Annotated in this window: 14 protein-coding genes; 6 read left to right on the top strand and 8 right to left on the bottom strand. The window is 66.6% G+C overall.

Annotation, left to right across the window (positions count from 1 at the left end):
• Positions 1–3 precede the first annotated feature (3 nt).
• The 4 genes from AC3WMR_RS29970 to AC3WMR_RS29955 all read right to left on the bottom strand — a co-directional run bounded on the left by AC3WMR_RS29970 (position 4) and on the right by AC3WMR_RS29955 (position 3359).
• Complete coding sequence (locus tag AC3WMR_RS29970; protein WP_492266716.1) at positions 4–1227, bottom strand: ABC transporter substrate-binding protein; 1224 nt, start codon at positions 1225–1227, stop codon at positions 4–6.
• 219 nt (positions 1228–1446) lie between these two features.
• Positions 1447–1614: a 50S ribosomal protein L33 gene (rpmG, locus tag AC3WMR_RS29965; RefSeq protein ID WP_003810296.1), complete on the bottom strand. Its 168-nt coding sequence runs from the start codon at positions 1612–1614 to the stop codon at positions 1447–1449.
• Positions 1615–1651: 37 nt separating this feature from the next.
• The gene (gene rpmB, locus AC3WMR_RS29960) at positions 1652–1888 is read right to left on the bottom strand and encodes a 50S ribosomal protein L28 (protein ID WP_006390601.1); all 237 of its coding nucleotides are present in this window, start codon (positions 1886–1888) and stop codon (positions 1652–1654) included.
• 322 nt (positions 1889–2210) lie between these two features.
• The gene (locus AC3WMR_RS29955) at positions 2211–3359 is read right to left on the bottom strand and encodes a Bcr/CflA family multidrug efflux MFS transporter (RefSeq protein ID WP_492266715.1); all 1149 of its coding nucleotides are present in this window, start codon (positions 3357–3359) and stop codon (positions 2211–2213) included.
• A 222-nt stretch (positions 3360–3581) separates the two neighbouring features.
• Here AC3WMR_RS29955 and AC3WMR_RS29950 point away from each other — a divergent pair, with 222 nt between their 5' ends.
• The 5 genes from AC3WMR_RS29950 to AC3WMR_RS29930 all read left to right on the top strand — a co-directional run bounded on the left by AC3WMR_RS29950 (position 3582) and on the right by AC3WMR_RS29930 (position 9399).
• Positions 3582–4856 (top strand): class I SAM-dependent methyltransferase, encoded by a 1275-nt coding sequence (locus AC3WMR_RS29950; RefSeq protein WP_492266714.1) that lies wholly within the window; start codon positions 3582–3584, stop codon positions 4854–4856.
• Positions 4857–5441: 585 nt separating this feature from the next.
• On the top strand, positions 5442–6443 hold the full coding sequence (locus AC3WMR_RS29945; protein ID WP_492266713.1) for an ABC transporter substrate-binding protein: 1002 nt from the start codon (positions 5442–5444) through the stop codon (positions 6441–6443).
• A gap of 210 nt (positions 6444–6653) precedes the next feature.
• Positions 6654–7511 (top strand): ABC transporter permease, encoded by an 858-nt coding sequence (locus AC3WMR_RS29940; protein ID WP_025135633.1) that lies wholly within the window; start codon positions 6654–6656, stop codon positions 7509–7511.
• Positions 7508–8881, top strand: coding sequence for a quaternary amine ABC transporter ATP-binding protein (locus AC3WMR_RS29935; RefSeq protein WP_492266712.1), 1374 nt, complete (start codon positions 7508–7510; stop codon positions 8879–8881). The genes AC3WMR_RS29940 and AC3WMR_RS29935 overlap by 4 nt, the downstream gene beginning before the upstream one ends.
• 143 nt (positions 8882–9024) lie before the next feature.
• Entirely contained in the window at positions 9025–9399 is a 375-nt protein-coding gene (locus AC3WMR_RS29930; protein ID WP_492266711.1) for a tautomerase family protein, read from the top strand.
• 91 nt (positions 9400–9490) lie between these two features.
• Here AC3WMR_RS29930 and AC3WMR_RS29925 read toward each other — a convergent pair whose 3' ends face one another.
• The 3 genes from AC3WMR_RS29925 to AC3WMR_RS29915 form a co-directional block, all read right to left on the bottom strand.
• Positions 9491–10456 carry a Bug family tripartite tricarboxylate transporter substrate binding protein gene (locus AC3WMR_RS29925; protein ID WP_492266710.1) on the bottom strand — a complete coding sequence of 322 codons (966 nt, stop codon included), beginning with the start codon at positions 10454–10456 and terminating at the stop codon, positions 9491–9493.
• Positions 10457–10582: 126 nt separating this feature from the next.
• A complete protein-coding gene (locus tag AC3WMR_RS29920) occupies positions 10583–11068 on the bottom strand; it encodes a MaoC family dehydratase (protein ID WP_175196447.1) in 486 nt (161 codons plus the stop codon).
• A complete protein-coding gene (locus AC3WMR_RS29915) occupies positions 11065–12318 on the bottom strand; it encodes a CaiB/BaiF CoA transferase family protein (protein WP_492266709.1) in 1254 nt (417 codons plus the stop codon). The genes AC3WMR_RS29920 and AC3WMR_RS29915 overlap by 4 nt, the downstream gene beginning before the upstream one ends.
• Before the next feature lie 71 nt (positions 12319–12389).
• Between AC3WMR_RS29915 and AC3WMR_RS29910 the strand changes: the two genes are divergently transcribed.
• Entirely contained in the window at positions 12390–13286 is an 897-nt protein-coding gene (locus AC3WMR_RS29910; RefSeq protein WP_492266708.1) for a LysR family transcriptional regulator, read from the top strand.
• A gap of 4 nt (positions 13287–13290) precedes the next feature.
• Here AC3WMR_RS29910 and AC3WMR_RS29905 read toward each other — a convergent pair whose 3' ends face one another.
• Positions 13291–14310 (bottom strand): acyl-CoA dehydrogenase family protein, encoded by a 1020-nt coding sequence (locus AC3WMR_RS29905; RefSeq protein ID WP_492266707.1) that lies wholly within the window; start codon positions 14308–14310, stop codon positions 13291–13293.
• Positions 14311–14316: the final 6 nt, after the last annotated feature.

Genomic DNA, 14316 nt, shown 5'->3' with positions numbered 1-14316 from the left:
GCGTCAGTGGGCCGGGCGCATTTTGCGCACTTGTTCGTCCTGCGGCTGCAGGCGGGCGCCGTCGATGTAGGCGAAGTCCTTCATGATGCCCTTGCCGTCTTCCACGGCGGTGACGCCGACGTACACGCCCATGGTCGACTGGTGGTCGATCTTGCGGTACTGGATGGGGCCGTAGGGGGTGTCCACTTTCAGGCCGGCGAAGGCGTCGACCAGCTTTTCGGTGTCGACCTGGCCCGCGGCCTTCAGGCCCTGGGCGATCGACATGAGCGAGGCGTAGCCGACCACCGAGCCGACCTTGGGCGTTTCGTTGTAGCGCTTGCGGTAGGCCTCGACGAAGGTCTTGTTGGCCGGGGTGTCGATGGCGTACCAGGGGTAGCCGGTGACGATCCAGCCGGTGGGCGTGTCGGCGCCCAGGGGGTCCAGGTATTCGGGTTCGCCGGACAGCACCGAGACCACGGCGCGGTTCTCGAACAGGCCGCGGGTGTTGCCTTCGCGCACGAAGCGCGTCAGGTCGGCGGCGAACAGCACGTTGAAGATCGCGTCCGGCTTGGCGTCGGCCAGCGCCTGCACCACGGCGCCCGCGTCCACCTTGCCCAGCGGCACGGCCTGTTCGGCGACGAATTCGACGTCGGACTGGAACGACTTCATCATGGCCTTGAAGGTGGCCACGGCGGACTGTCCGTATTCGTAGTTGGGGTAGACGATGGCCCAGCGCTTCTTGCGCAGCGCCAGCGCCTTGGGCGCCAGGGCGGCCACGTGCATCCAGGTGGATGGCCGCAGGCGGTAGGTGTAGCGGTTGCCTTCCTGCCAGGTGATCTTGTCCGTCAGCGGTTCGGCGGCCAGGAAGAACACCTGCTGCTGCTTGGCGAAGTCGGTCAGGGCCAATCCGGTGTTGGACAAAAAGCCGCCAAACAGCAGGTCCACCTTTTCGCGCGCCAGCAGTTCTTGCGCCGCGCGCACCGAGTCGCCCGGATTGCCGTTGTCGTCGCGCGAGATCACTTCCAGCTTGCGGCCCAGCACGCCGCCTGCCGCGTTGACCTCTTCCACGGCCAGCTGCCAACCCTTTTTGTAGGGGCCCAGGAAGGCTGGGATGGCCTTGTAGCTGTTGATCTCGCCGATGCGGATCGGCGGTTCCGTGTCTTTGGCGGACGCGACCGGAGTCAGCGCCAGGGCCAGGAGCGCGGGGGCAAGCGCGCGGCGCAGCAGGGTCAGGCAGGGACGGAGCATGGCGGGTATCGCAGGCTGGAGGGCTTGAATGAAGCCGCGCTGGGCAGGGTGACGATGGCCGGCGCGGGGTCGGTTTCGGCCCAATTGAAGCATGGGCGACGCCGCTCGCCAAGGAAAACGGGCCATCCTGGGAAAAACGCCAAGGGGGCGCCGCGCCAGGCGCCAATGAAAAAGGCCCTGCGATGCAGGGCCTTTTCGACTTACGGAATACCGGCTGAATTACTTCAGCTTGGTTTCCTTGTAGTCCACGTGCTTGCGAGCGACCGGATCAAATTTCTTGATCAGCATCTTCTCGGGCATGTTGCGCTTGTTCTTGGTGGTCGTGTAGAAATGACCCGTGCCGGCAGTCGACTCGAGCTTGATCTTTTCGCGGATACCTTTGGCCATGTCGTGCTCCTAGTATGTCAAATTGGCGGGGGGCCGATTAGGCCAGTTCGCCGCGGGCACGCATGTCGGCCAGCACGGCGTCGATGCCGTTCTTGTCGATCGTGCGAATGGCCTTGGCCGAGACGCGCAGACGCACCCAGCGGTTTTCGCTTTCAACCCAGAACCGGCGCGATTGCAGGTTGGGCAGGAAGCGACGCTTGGTCTTGTTGTTCGCGTGCGAAACATTGTTGCCCACCATCGGGCCTTTGCCGGTCACTTGGCATACGCGTGCCATGGATGCACCTCTTTATGTCGTTCTTGCGCGCATCGCCGGGGGGGTAGACAGGGTTTCAGCCGCCGGGCTGTGAACGCTGCATGTTGCAGCATTCTGCCGGCCACCCAGTCTTAGTGGATGAGGGGGAATCTGGAAAACCGGGTTTTCGCCCGGTGCCTGGGATTCCGCCCAGTGCTTATACCCGCTGCCTGCCATCCGCCTGCACAAAACGCGGTTTGGGGGTCAGAGTGTTGAACTACAAAGCATAGTAGTCCAGCACGGGAAACTTCATGTGAAGACGTAGATTCTAATACGAAAAAGCCAAACAAATCAAGCGGTAGGGCTAGGCGGTGTGCGATTGCGCCACGCGGCCGGAAATCCAGGACAGGCAGGCGCAGGTCGCCAGGGTGGTGGTCAGGGGCAGCGCGCTGTCGGTCTGCCAGGCGCTGACGGCAAAACCCGCCAGGGCGCCGCAGGATAGTTGAAGCGTCCCCAAAAGCGCCGATGCGGCGCCCAGGCGCTTGCCCTGGTCCGACAGCGCCAGCGCCGCCGAATTGGGATTGACGAAGCCCTGGCTGCCCATGTAGCAGATCAGGCAGGTCATCAGCAGCGGCAGCGTCATCCAGCCGACCAGGGTCAGGCCGACCGCGGCCAGGCTGGCCGCGGCCAGCGTGGTCAGGGCGCGGCGCTGCAATTGGCGCGGGGTGTGGGTGCGCAGCAAGCGCGCGCTGATCTGCGAGCAGATGATGAGCGACAGGGCGTTGGTGCCGAACAGCAGGCCGTAGTACTTGGGATCGACACCGTAGAGTTCGATGAAGACGCGCGGCGAGCCGATGATGTAGGCGAACATGCCGGCCTGGCCAAAGCCGCCGGCCAGGCTGTGCGACATGAAGCCGCGGTGGGCGAACAGCGCCCGGTAGTTATGCAGAATGGTCTGCCAGCGCAGCGGCACCACGCGTTCGGGCGCCAGCGATTCCTTCATGATCAGGGTCACGGCGGTCATCAGCATGGCGCCGCCGGCCAGCATGACCCAGAACAGGCTGCGCCAGCTGGTGATGGCCAGCAGTTGGCCGCCCGCCAGGGGCGCCAGGATGGGAGCCAGGCCCATGATGAGCATCAGCAGCGACATCGCGCGCGCGGCTTCGTGGGTTTCGTAGTGGTCGCGAATGACCGCGCGCGGGATGACGATGCCGGCCGCGCCGCCCATCGCCTGCACCACGCGCCAGCCGGTCAGCGCTTCGACCGAGCCGGCCAGGGCGCAACCCAGTGACGCAATCATGAACAGCGCCAGGCCCACCATCAGCGGCGGCTTGCGGCCAAAGCGGTCGGCCATCGGGCCGTAGAACACCTGCGCCAGCGCCAGGCCGATCAGGTAGGTGGCGAGCGTGCGTTCGACGTCGCCGCGCGGCACCCCCAGGTTCGCCGCGATCGTGGGGAACGCCGGCAGGTACATGTCGATGGCGAAGGGGCCGATAGCCGTCAGGGCGCCCATGAGAATGAGCCAGCCCGGCAGGGAGCCGCGGGATGAGAGTGTTGGGGGCATGTGGATCGCGAAGGGTCGCGCGGGGAACACGGAGCGAGGGACAGGGTGCGTCGGGCTTTATTGCACGATTTGCGCCAAGCCAATGACTGTATCACGGGGCACCTTACACGCAAATTGCAACAGATTTCCGATACAGTTCGACGTGTCCGTACGTATTTCAGAGGAGATGCTGTGAGTCCTTTGTTGTCTGTTGTGGAACGCAAGCTCCAGGCCTTGCCCGTGACTGTTCAGCTGGTGCTGCCCGACGGCACCGTGGTGGGGCCGCCGGACCCGCAGGTCCGGTTCGTCACGCATGACAAGACGGCGCTGGCCCATCTGGCCGAAGGCGCGGTGGGCGTGCTGGGGCAGGATTACGTCGAAGGCCGCATCGATATCGAAGGTTCGATGCGCGACGTGATGGCGGCGGCATCGGCGATGCTGCCGGGGTCGCCGGTGGATGCGGCGCGCGGCGGCTGGCTGACGGAGCTGGTGCGCAAGGTGATGTCGGTGTGGCGCCATTCGGTCGAGCGCGACGCCCGCCAGATCGAATTCCACTACGATCTTTCCGACGATTTCTACGCCTTGTGGCTGGACCCGCGCCGGGTCTATTCCTGCGCCTACTACCGCACGGCGGACATGAACCTGGCCCAGGCGCAAGAGGCCAAGCTCGACCACATCTGCCGCAAGCTGCGCCTGCAGCCGGGCGAGCGCTTCCTGGATGTGGGCGCCGGCTGGGGCGGGCTGCTGCTGTGGGCCGCTGAACATTACGGCGTGGATGCCACGGGCATCACGCTGTCGCGCAACCAGCACGCCCACGTCACCAAGCTGATCCAGGACAAGGGCCTGTCGGGCCGGGTGCGGATGGAACTGCTGGACTACCGCAAGCTGGACGAGGCGGTGCCGTTCGACAAGATTGCGTCGGTGGGCATGTTCGAGCACGTTGGCCGGGCCCAGCTGGAAGGCTATTTCGCCAAGCTGCGCCGCCTGCTCAAGCCGGGCGGGCTGATCATGAACCATGGCATCACCGCGGCCGGCGTCTACAACGCCGAACTGGGCAACGGCATGGGCGAGTTCATCGAAAAGTACATCTTCCCGGGCGGCGAACTGACGCACATCAGCGTGGTCATGGAAGCCATGACCAACGGCGGACTGGAGGAGGTGGACGTGGAAAACCTGCGGCCGCACTACGCCCGCACGCTGTGGGCCTGGAGCGATGCGCTGGAAGCGCGCCTGCCCGAGGCCGCGCAGATCCTGAGCGGCGAGCAGGGCGCGCGTTCGCTGCGGGCCTACCGGCTGTACCTGGCCGGCTGCGCCATGGCGTTCGAGCATGGGTGGATCGCGCTGCACCAGATACTGGGCCAGCCGCCAGCGGGCGGACGGTCTGACGAACTGGACAACCCCGTCGATCTGGCCTACCCGTGGCGGCGCGACTATATGTACCGCAGCGAGGACGGACAAAAGGCCTGAACCGCCGGTGTCGGGGCGGCGTCCGGGCCGCGATCCGTTGGCTTTCGGGGGCCGGATTCGATCCTGTTCTCGATCGAATCCGGCCCGATTTGAAGGCTGATTTGATGCTGAATATGAGCTGAATAGGACGTGTTTTGGGCGCGATCCGAGCGCGATTCAGGCGCAATTCCAGCCCGGATTTGCCCCTTAAATGTATTTATACGAACAAAACATTAACTAAATGTATCGGCATTTTCGGCAGGCGATTCCCCAGGGAAAATCGAGGAATCGCCTCTTGGGAATCCGGGTTGTCCCGCACGTTTTTGGGCCGGAATGTATCCGTTTCATTCAGGCTTGGGGTTGGGTCGTGCGTCAATTTCGTTTAAGATGCTGCCTTCTTCTTTCAGTTTGTTCACTTTCTGTGGGTTCTCGAAAACTTAGTTTTTGAGACTCCTGTCTTGCAAGACCCCGCACCCTGCGGATCCTCTTGTTGCTAGTGTCGGTTTGTATTGGCGGTTCTGCCCGTCTTCCGCACAACCCCCTTAGCTCCATGGCACGGCTGGTTTTCGCGCCGCCGTGTCCCTGAACCTATGGAGGCAAAAGCCAATGCGTTTCACCCCCGTCAAGACCCTGGCCGCCGCGGCCGTCTTGCTCGCCTTTGCTGGCACGGCCCAAGCCGCCGATGCCCCGCAATGCGAACTCAAGCGTCCGATCAACTTCGGCGCCATGAACTGGGAATCCAACCTGGTTCTGGTCGATGTTGAACGATTCATCATGGAAAAGGGCTACGGCTGCAAAACCGAAACCCTGCCCACCGAGACCTTGCCCGCCCTGGCCGCGCTCGAGCGCGGCGACCTGGATATCAATACCGAGATCTGGCTGAACAGCGTTGCCGAACCCTGGGAGCGCGCTGAAAAGACCGGCCGCGTCAAGCGGGTCGGCGATCTCTACATGGGCGGCGAGGCCTGGTACATCCCCCGCTACACGGCCGAGCGCCTGCCCGAACTGAAGTCCGCGGCCGACCTGCCCAAGTTCAAGGACAAGTTCAAGGACCCCGAGGAACCCGGCAAGGGCCGTTTCTACGGCTGCCCGGCGGGCTGGGGCTGCGAAGTCGCCAGCACCAACCTGTTCCATGCCTTGAAGCTGGATGATTCGTTCACGCTGTACTCGCCCGGCACGGGCGCGGCGCAGAAGGCGGCCCTGATGTCGGCCTACAAGCGCAAGCAGAACGTGGTGTTCTATTACTGGTCGCCCACGCCGCTGGTGGGCGCGATGGACCTGGTCAAACTGGACCTGCCGCCCTACGACGCCGAAAAGCACAAGTGCCTGACGTCGCCCAAGTGCGCCAAGCCCGAGCCCAGCGCCTATCCCGACAACCCCGTCTTCACGGCCGTGAATACCAAGTTCTCGCAGGAAGCGCCGGTGCTGACCGAATTCCTGTCCAAGGTCTCGGTGCCGCTGCCCGTGATGACGGAAACCCTGGCCCACATGGAAGAGTCCGGTGACGACGCTGCCGCCGTGGCCAAGTGGTTCCTGAAGACCAAGCCCGACGTCTGGAACAAATGGGTTCCCGCTGACGTCGCCGGGCGCGTGCAAAGCGCGCTGTAACCGCCCGCCGCCATCCTCGGCGGCGCAGCCGCCCGGGCATCCTCCGCCCGGGCGCGCCGCCAGTTGGACTTTTTCCCCTTGGGATGCCCCCAAGGGGAAAAAGCCCTTCGGCCGGCACAGGGCCCGCATGCGCGGGCAATGCGCAGGAGCATTTTCTCCTGCGCCAGCGGCGCGCCCTTGCGGCGTACGCGCTGAAATGGAGTCGAAAGCATGTTTCCTGAAATTATTCCTGCCCGCCAAGTGCGGGGAGCCATCGACGGTTTCGTCGATCATCTCGTCACCAACTACGCCGACACGCTGGAAACGCTGTCGCAGCCCGTGCTGCACGCGCTGGTCTGGCTGGAGCAGCTGCTGCGCAGCTCGCCCTGGTGGGCCGTCGTGGCCGTCACCGTCGTCATCGCCTGGCTGGTCAGCCGCCGTATCGTGCTGAGCCTGGCCATGGGCGCGCTGCTGTGCGTCATCGGCGTGCTGGGCCTGTGGGACGCCGGCATGCAGACGCTGGCGCTGATGATCATGGCGGCCGGCCTGTCGGTCGTGATCGGCATTCCGCTGGGCGTGCTGATGGCGCGCGTGAACTGGCTGCGTTCGATCATGCTGCCGGTGCTGGACGTGATGCAGACCATGCCCAGTTTCGTGTATCTGATCCCCGTGGTGATGTTGTTCGGCCTGGGCAAGATTCCCGCCATCATCGCCACCGTGATCTACGCCGTGCCGCCGCTGATCCGCCTGACCGACCTGGGCATCCGCCTGGTCGACCGCGAAGTGCTGGAAGCCTCGCGCGCCTTCGGTGCCAATCCACGCCAGCAGCTGTTCGGCGTGCAGTTGCCGCTGGCCCTGCCCAACATCATGGCCGGCATCAACCAGACCACGATGATGGCGCTGTCCATGGTGGTGATCGCCTCGATGATCGGCGCGCGCGGCCTGGGCTATGAAGTCTTGCTGGGTATCAACCGTCTGGAGGTGGGCCGCGGCCTGCTGGCCGGACTGGGCATCGTGGTGCTGGCCGTGCTGTTCGACCGGATCACGCAATCGTATGGACAGCGCATGCGCATGGGAGGCCAGCGATGAGCAAGATCGAAGTCAAGAACATCTACAAGATTTTTGGACCGCATCCGAAGAAGTGGCTGAAGGCCGCCCAGGACGGCATGACCAAGGAAGCGCTGCTGGCCGAAAGCGGCCACACGCTGGGCCTGCGCGACATCAGCCTGTCGATCGACGAAGGCAGCATCTACGTCATCATGGGCCTGTCGGGCTCGGGAAAGTCGACGCTGATCCGCCACTTCAATCGCCTGATCGAGCCCAGCGCGGGCCACATCCTGGTCGATGGCGTGGACGTGGTGAGCCTGAACAAGCGCGACCTGGAAACCTTCCGCCAGAAGAAGATGAGCATGGTGTTCCAGCGCTTCGGCCTGTTCCCGCACCGCACCGTGCTGGACAACGCCGCGTACGGCCTGACCGTGCAGGGCGTGGGCCGCGCCGAACGCGAAAAGCGCGCTCGCGAATGGCTGGACCAGGTGGGTCTGTCGGGCTTCGAGCAGCAGTATCCGCATCAATTGTCGGGCGGCATGCAGCAACGGGTGGGCCTGGCGCGCGCGCTGGCCACCGATGCCGAAATCCTGCTGATGGACGAAGCCTTCTCGGCGCTGGACCCGCTGATCCGCCGCGAGATGCAGGACCAGCTGCTGCAGCTGCAATCCAAGCTGAACAAGACCATCGTCTTCATCACGCATGACCTGGACGAGGCCCTGCGCCTGGGCAACCGCATCGCCATCCTGAAAGATGGCGAACTGGTGCAGGAAGGCACGCCGGAAGACATTCTGCTGAACCCGGCCAACGATTACGTGCAGTCGTTCCTGCAGGACGTGAACCGCACCAAGGTGCTGAACGCGACCCACGCGGTGAACCCGGCGCGCCTGACGCTGACCATGCGTTCGCGTCCCGCGCACGCCGTGGATCGCATGCGCGCCTTGAACTATGAATACGCGCCGGTGCTGGACGGCAAGCGCCTGGCCGGCGTGCTGACGCTGGTGGCGGCTGAACAGGCCGTGCGCGAAGGCGGGCGCGACGTGTCGCGCTTTGTCGAGGACCTGGCTTCGGTGCCGGCCACGGCCGGCCTGGGAGAGGTGCTGGCGCAACTGGTGCACAGCGACCAGCCGGTGGCGGTGACGGGCGAGAACGACGAGTTCCTGGGCATGCTGTCGCGCAAGAAGGTGGTGGAACTGGTGACGCCGGTGCTGGCGGAATCGTCCACCGAGGCGGCGGCAGGCGACGCAGCGCAAGCCAGTGGCACGGGTCAACCCGGGGCGGGCGAACCGGCTTCGGGCCAGCCCGTGGCAGGCGAGGGCGCGGCCAACGCTGCGCCGGCTGCCGACGGCACGCCCGCCAAGGCTGAGCTGGAAGGCCAGCCCCAGCCGGCCAAGCGGGGCGAAGCCGCCTGAAGGCGTGGCGGCCGGCGATCCGGCGGCCGGCGACCCGCGGCCGCTTGCCGCGCGCCAGGGCTTGCCCTGGCGCCGGCTCCGGATATGATGGCTGGCCGGCACGGAACGCCGGTTCGTCCCTATTCGGAATATCGGAACCCGTCATGCCTATTTTGAATGTCCAGATCATGCAGGGCCACTCGGCCGCCCAGAAGACCGCCTTGCTGAAGGCGGCCTCGCAGGCGGTGGTGGATAGCATTGCCGCGCCGCTGGCCAGCGTGCGCATCGTCTTGCAGGAAGTGCCGGCCGAACACGTGATCGTGGCCGGCGAGATCGGCCGCGCCATGGCCCGCGTGGACGCCGCGCTGATCGAAGGGCGCGACGAGGCCAAGAAATCCGCCCTGATCGCGGCGCTGAACCAGGCCGTGTGCGACAGCATCGGCATTTCGGGTGAAGACGTGCGCGTGCTGATCCGCGACGTGCCCAAGACCGACATGGGCGTGGCCAACGGCCTGAGCGCCAAGGCCGCCGGCCGCTAAGGCCCAGGGCGCCGGTCCGGGCAGGCCCCGGCGCGGCGGTATCTTGCCGGGCGTTTGCGCCCGGCCCGATCGCCCGCCATTGCCCAGCGCTTCAATCCAGCTTGACGCCGGCCTCCTTGATGACCGCGCCCCAGCGCTGGATCTCGCTCTTGATGTAGGCGCCGTATTCCCCGGGCGTCGACCCCAGGGCCTGCGCGCCCTGTACCTTCAACTGCTTCTGCATCTGTTCCGACTGCAACGCGCGCCGGATTTCGGCGTTGAGTTTCTGCACCACCGCGTCCGGCGTGCCGGCTGGCACTACCACGCCTTGCCAGGCCCCCATCTCGAACCCGGGCGCCACCGTTTCCGCCACCGTGGGCACGTCGGGCAGTTGCTCGCTGCGCGTGCGGCTGGTGACGGCCAGTGCCCGCAGCTTGCCTTCGCGGATGAAGCCCAGCGAATCATTCAACGTATTGGTCATCAACTGCACCTGGCCGCCGACCAGGTCGGTCATGGCCGGCGCGCTGCCGCGGTACGGCACGTGCACGGCATCGATCTGCAGCGAACGTAGCAGCAGCAGGGCGCCCAGGTGCGTGACGTTGCCCGCGCCCGCCGATCCATAGGACAGCTTGCCCGGATGCCGGCGCGCGTAGTCCACGAAGCCTTGCGCATCCTTGGCGGGCACCGACGGGTGCACCAGCAACACCAGCGGAATCACGGCGGTGGACGAAACCGGCGTGAAATCCTTGACCGGATCGAATGCCAGCGAGCGGTACAGGTTGGGGCTGAGCGCGATCGACGAGGTGTTGTACAGCACCGTGTAGCCGTCGGGCTTGGCGGCGGCCGCGTACTGCATGCCGATGTTGCCGTTGGCGTCGCCCTTGTTTTCCACCACCACGGTCTGGCCCAGTTGGTCGGTCAACTGCTTGGCCAGCACCCGCGCGACCAGGTCGGTGGGGCCGCCGGGCGGGAAGGGCACCACCATCGTGATGGGACGTTCGGGCCAGGCGGCCTGGGCGGCGGGGGCGCCGGCCAGCGCCAGGACGGCCAGCAAGGCCGCGCGCAATGCGTGCTTCATGGTTGTCTCCTTGTGCTTTTCTTGGGATGAGGCCGTTGCCTGCGGCATACCGCGTGGCGGGGCCTCTGCGCGGCAGTGTCCTCTGGGTGGGGCGCTTGTCCGCTGGGTGCCGGAAAAATGGGCGTTTCAGTCCGGCTTCCGATCCGGCCGGCCCGCCAGCATGCGCGTGGCGGTGTAGGTCATGACGGCCTTGCCGTGCTGGTTATAGACATCGATGGTGGACGAGACGACTGCTCGATTGTGTTGCGAGGTCGGGCGCACGCCGGTCACTTCGATCTCGGCCCAGACGGTGTCGCCGGCCACGACCGGCGCCAGCATCTTCTTGTGCACTTCCAGCAGTGCCAGCCCGGTGCCCTGCACCATGCCCTGCATGATCAGGCCTTCGATCAGGCCGTAGGTCAGCGCGCCGGGCGCGGGGCGGCCCTGGATGGCGCCGTGCGCATAGGTGGCGTCGATGAAGATCGTTTCCAGCATGCCGGTGACGCTGATGAAGTTGACGATGTCGGTTTCGGTGACGGTGCGGCGGAAAGTGCGAAAGCGCTGGCCGACGGTCAGGTCCTGCCAGTAGAAGCCCTGGCCGAGCTGGGCGGGGGCGTTGCGGTCTGCGGTCATGCGGGATCCTTGAAGGAAACGGAAGGGGTCTCGGCCTGCTGTGCCGCGCCGCTGTGCAGCAGGGCGTTGATGCCGGCGTCGTCCAGGCCGGCCTGGCGCAGCACGTCACGGGTGTGCTCGCCCAGCCGCGGCGGCATGGCGGGGGGCACCTCTGAACGTTGCAGCCGCACGGGGTTGCGGGTGAAGCGATAGCCGCTGCCGGATTCGCTTTGCAGCGGCTGAAAAAAATCCACGCTGCGCAGGTGCGGATCGTTTTCCAGGTCTTCCAGGCGGTTGACGGGGGCGGCGGGAATTTCCAGTTGTTCGCACAGCGCCAGCCAATGGGCCGTGGGGTGCGCGGCAACGATGCCGGCCAGCAGTTCGTACAGGGTTTCGATGTGGCGGGTGCGCGAGGTGATGTCGGCAAAGCGCGGGTCGTCTGCCAGGTCAGGGTGGCCGGTGGCGACAAACAGGTTGCGCCAATGGGCGTCGGTGTAGGGCATCAGGCAGACGTCGCCGTCGGCCGTGCGGCAGGGCTTGCGCCAGGGAGTCAGCACGCGCGGATAGCCGGGGTGGCCGTCGGGCGTATCGGCCAGGTGGCGGCCGTAGTAATGCTCGACCAGCACGTAGGACGCCATGGTCTCGAACATGGGCACTTCCAGCTGCTGGCCCAGGCCGGTGCGTTCGCGCTGGAACAGCGCGGCCAGGATGGCGTGCGCGGCAACCAGGCCGCAGGTCTTGTCGGCGGCCACCGTGGGCAGGTAGCGCGGCGTGCCGGTCTGGCGGTTGGCCAGGTCGGCAAAGCCCGCCAGGCCCTGGATGATGTCGTCGTAGGCGGGCCGGCCGTCGTAGGCGCCGCCCGCGCCAAAGCCGTACAGGCCCGCATACACCAGCCGCGGATTGCGGGCGCACAGCGTGGCCGGGTCCAGGCCCAGCGCGGCCATCTTGGCCGGCCGCATGCTGTGCATCAGCACGTCGGCCCGGTCTACCAGCGTCAGCAGGGCCTGGCGCGCGGCGTCCTGCTTCAGGTCCAGCACCACGCTGCGCTTGTTGCGGTTCAGGCCCAGGAAAATGGCGGCCAGCCCGGGTTCCTGCGCGGGGCCGGTGCGGCGAGTGGAATCGCCACCGGGCGCCTCCACCTTGATGACGTCGGCGCCGTAGTCGGCCAGGATCTGCGAAGCGTACGGACCGAACACGACCGACGTCAGGTCCAGCACGCGCACGCCGCCCAGCGCGGCGGCGTGGGCAAGGGAGGGGGAAGGGGAGGTCATGGCGGGAATCCTATCGGCGTGGCGTATACGCGTCTAATATGGCTTCGGTATTGCTTGATATGGAATCCGTTATGGCTATCGATCTACGGCAGTTGCGCCAGTTCGTCACCATTGCCGAACTGGGTAGCTACCGCCGCGCCGCCGACGCGCTGCACATCGCGCAGCCCGCGCTGTCGGTGTCGATCCAGAAACTCGAACACGCGGTGGGCGTGCCGCTGCTGGTGCGCGGTGCCAAGGGCGTGACGCTGACGCCCGCGGGCGATGCCCTGATGGCCGATGCCCGCCGCGCGCTGTTCCACACCGACCAGGCGCGCCAGGCCGCGCGCCGCGTGGCGCTGGGCGAGTGGGGCACGTTGCGCCTGGGCTTTGTCGGGTCGGCCACCTACATGCTGCTGCCGCGCTGCCTGCCGGCGTTTCGCGCGCAATATCCCGACGTGCAGCTGGAATTGCGCGAAGACAGCACGGTGGGGTTGGCGGCGATGCTGCGCGCCAATGAGATCGACGCCGGCCTGGTGCGCGGCCCGCTGGCCGAGGGCACGGCGCTGGAATCCTGGGTGGTCGAGCGCGACGACCTGATTCTGGCGGTGCCGGCAGGGCATCCGCTGGCGGGCGGCGGGCCGGTAGACCTGGCCCGCGCGCGCGGTGAGAGCTTCGTGACGTATGCGCCGGCCAAGGTGCCGGGGCTGCACGGCGTGACGCAGGCGCTGTGCCGCAAGGCCGGCTTTTCACCGCATATCAGCCAGGAGGCGATCCAGGTGCAGACGCTGGTCAGCCTGGTGGCCAGCGGCATGGGCCTGGCGCTGGTGCCGGGCGTGACGCGGGCCTATTCCACGCCGCACGTGGCGTTCGTGGCGCTGACGGATACGGAGGCGCGCAATGCGTTGTCGCTGTCGCTGGTGACGCATCGGGGCACGTCGTGCGCGTCGGTGCTGCGGTTGCGCGACAGCATGCTGGGGCAGGGCGCGTAAGACGTCAGGCTGCTTCCTTGTCGAACAGGGCTTCACGCAGGAACGGCAGCGCATCCAGGCCGCTGGCCAGGGCTTGCGTGCCGATACGCTCGTGCCAGTACGACTCGGTGCCTGCCGCGAGGCGCCATTCGCGCAACCGCCGCGTATACAGCTGCAGGTCGCATTCGTCGGTGATGCCGATGGCGCCGTGCACCGCATGCGCGATGTCGGCCACCCGCGCGACCGCCTGGCTGGCGCGGGCCTTGCCCAATGCGGCCAGTAGCGGCTGCGGCAGGCCGCAGCGGGCAAGGCCCTGGAAGGCCAGTTGCGCCGCCATGCGCGCCGCCCAGACCTGCTCGGCCATGATACTGATCTGCTGTTGCACGGCCTGGAAGCGGCCGATGGGTTTGCCGAACTGGCTGCGCGTGTTGGCGTAGTCCAGCGTCATCGCCAATACCCGGTCCATGGCGCCGGCGATCAAACCGGCACAGGCCGTGGCCGTCAGGGTTTCCAATGCGGGCAGGCCGGCGGGCGCGTCGATGCGTTCGCCGTCGTCCAGCGACCAGCGCGCGGGGGCGGCCAGGCAGCCATGCACGCCGTCGGTGGCGATCGCGGCCCGGGCCACCGGCAAGAGCCAGGCCTGGCCGTCGATACGCGCCAGCACCGCATCGGCGCTGCGTACCCAGGGCACCTGGACGCCGGTGACGCGACGGCCTTGCAAGGTCCAGCCATGCGGCGCCAGCGCGATCGAACCACGGGATTGCGTGGCGCCCGCTTGCGCCAGCCAGGCGCGCGCCAGCATCGTGTCGACGATGGGGTAGGGGCACAGGTGACGACCGGCGGCGGTGGCCAGCGGCAGTGCATCGGCCAGCATCAACCCCGCGCCGCCCTGCGCCTCGGGTACCAGCGCATCGGCAAAGCCGGCGGCCTCGCAGGCCTGCCAGGCGGCGATGGGCGGCTGGCCCAGTTCGGCGCGGCGGATCAGGTCGGGGGTGCTGGTCTGGGCGAACAGGCGTTCGGCCGCATCGCCAAAAAGGGAATCCATGGGGTG

Source organism: Achromobacter sp. FW305-C-28 (assembly GCF_058783235.1).
The sequence above is the reverse complement of the archived record's forward strand: the minus strand, read 5'-3'. Positions and strand labels throughout refer to the sequence as shown.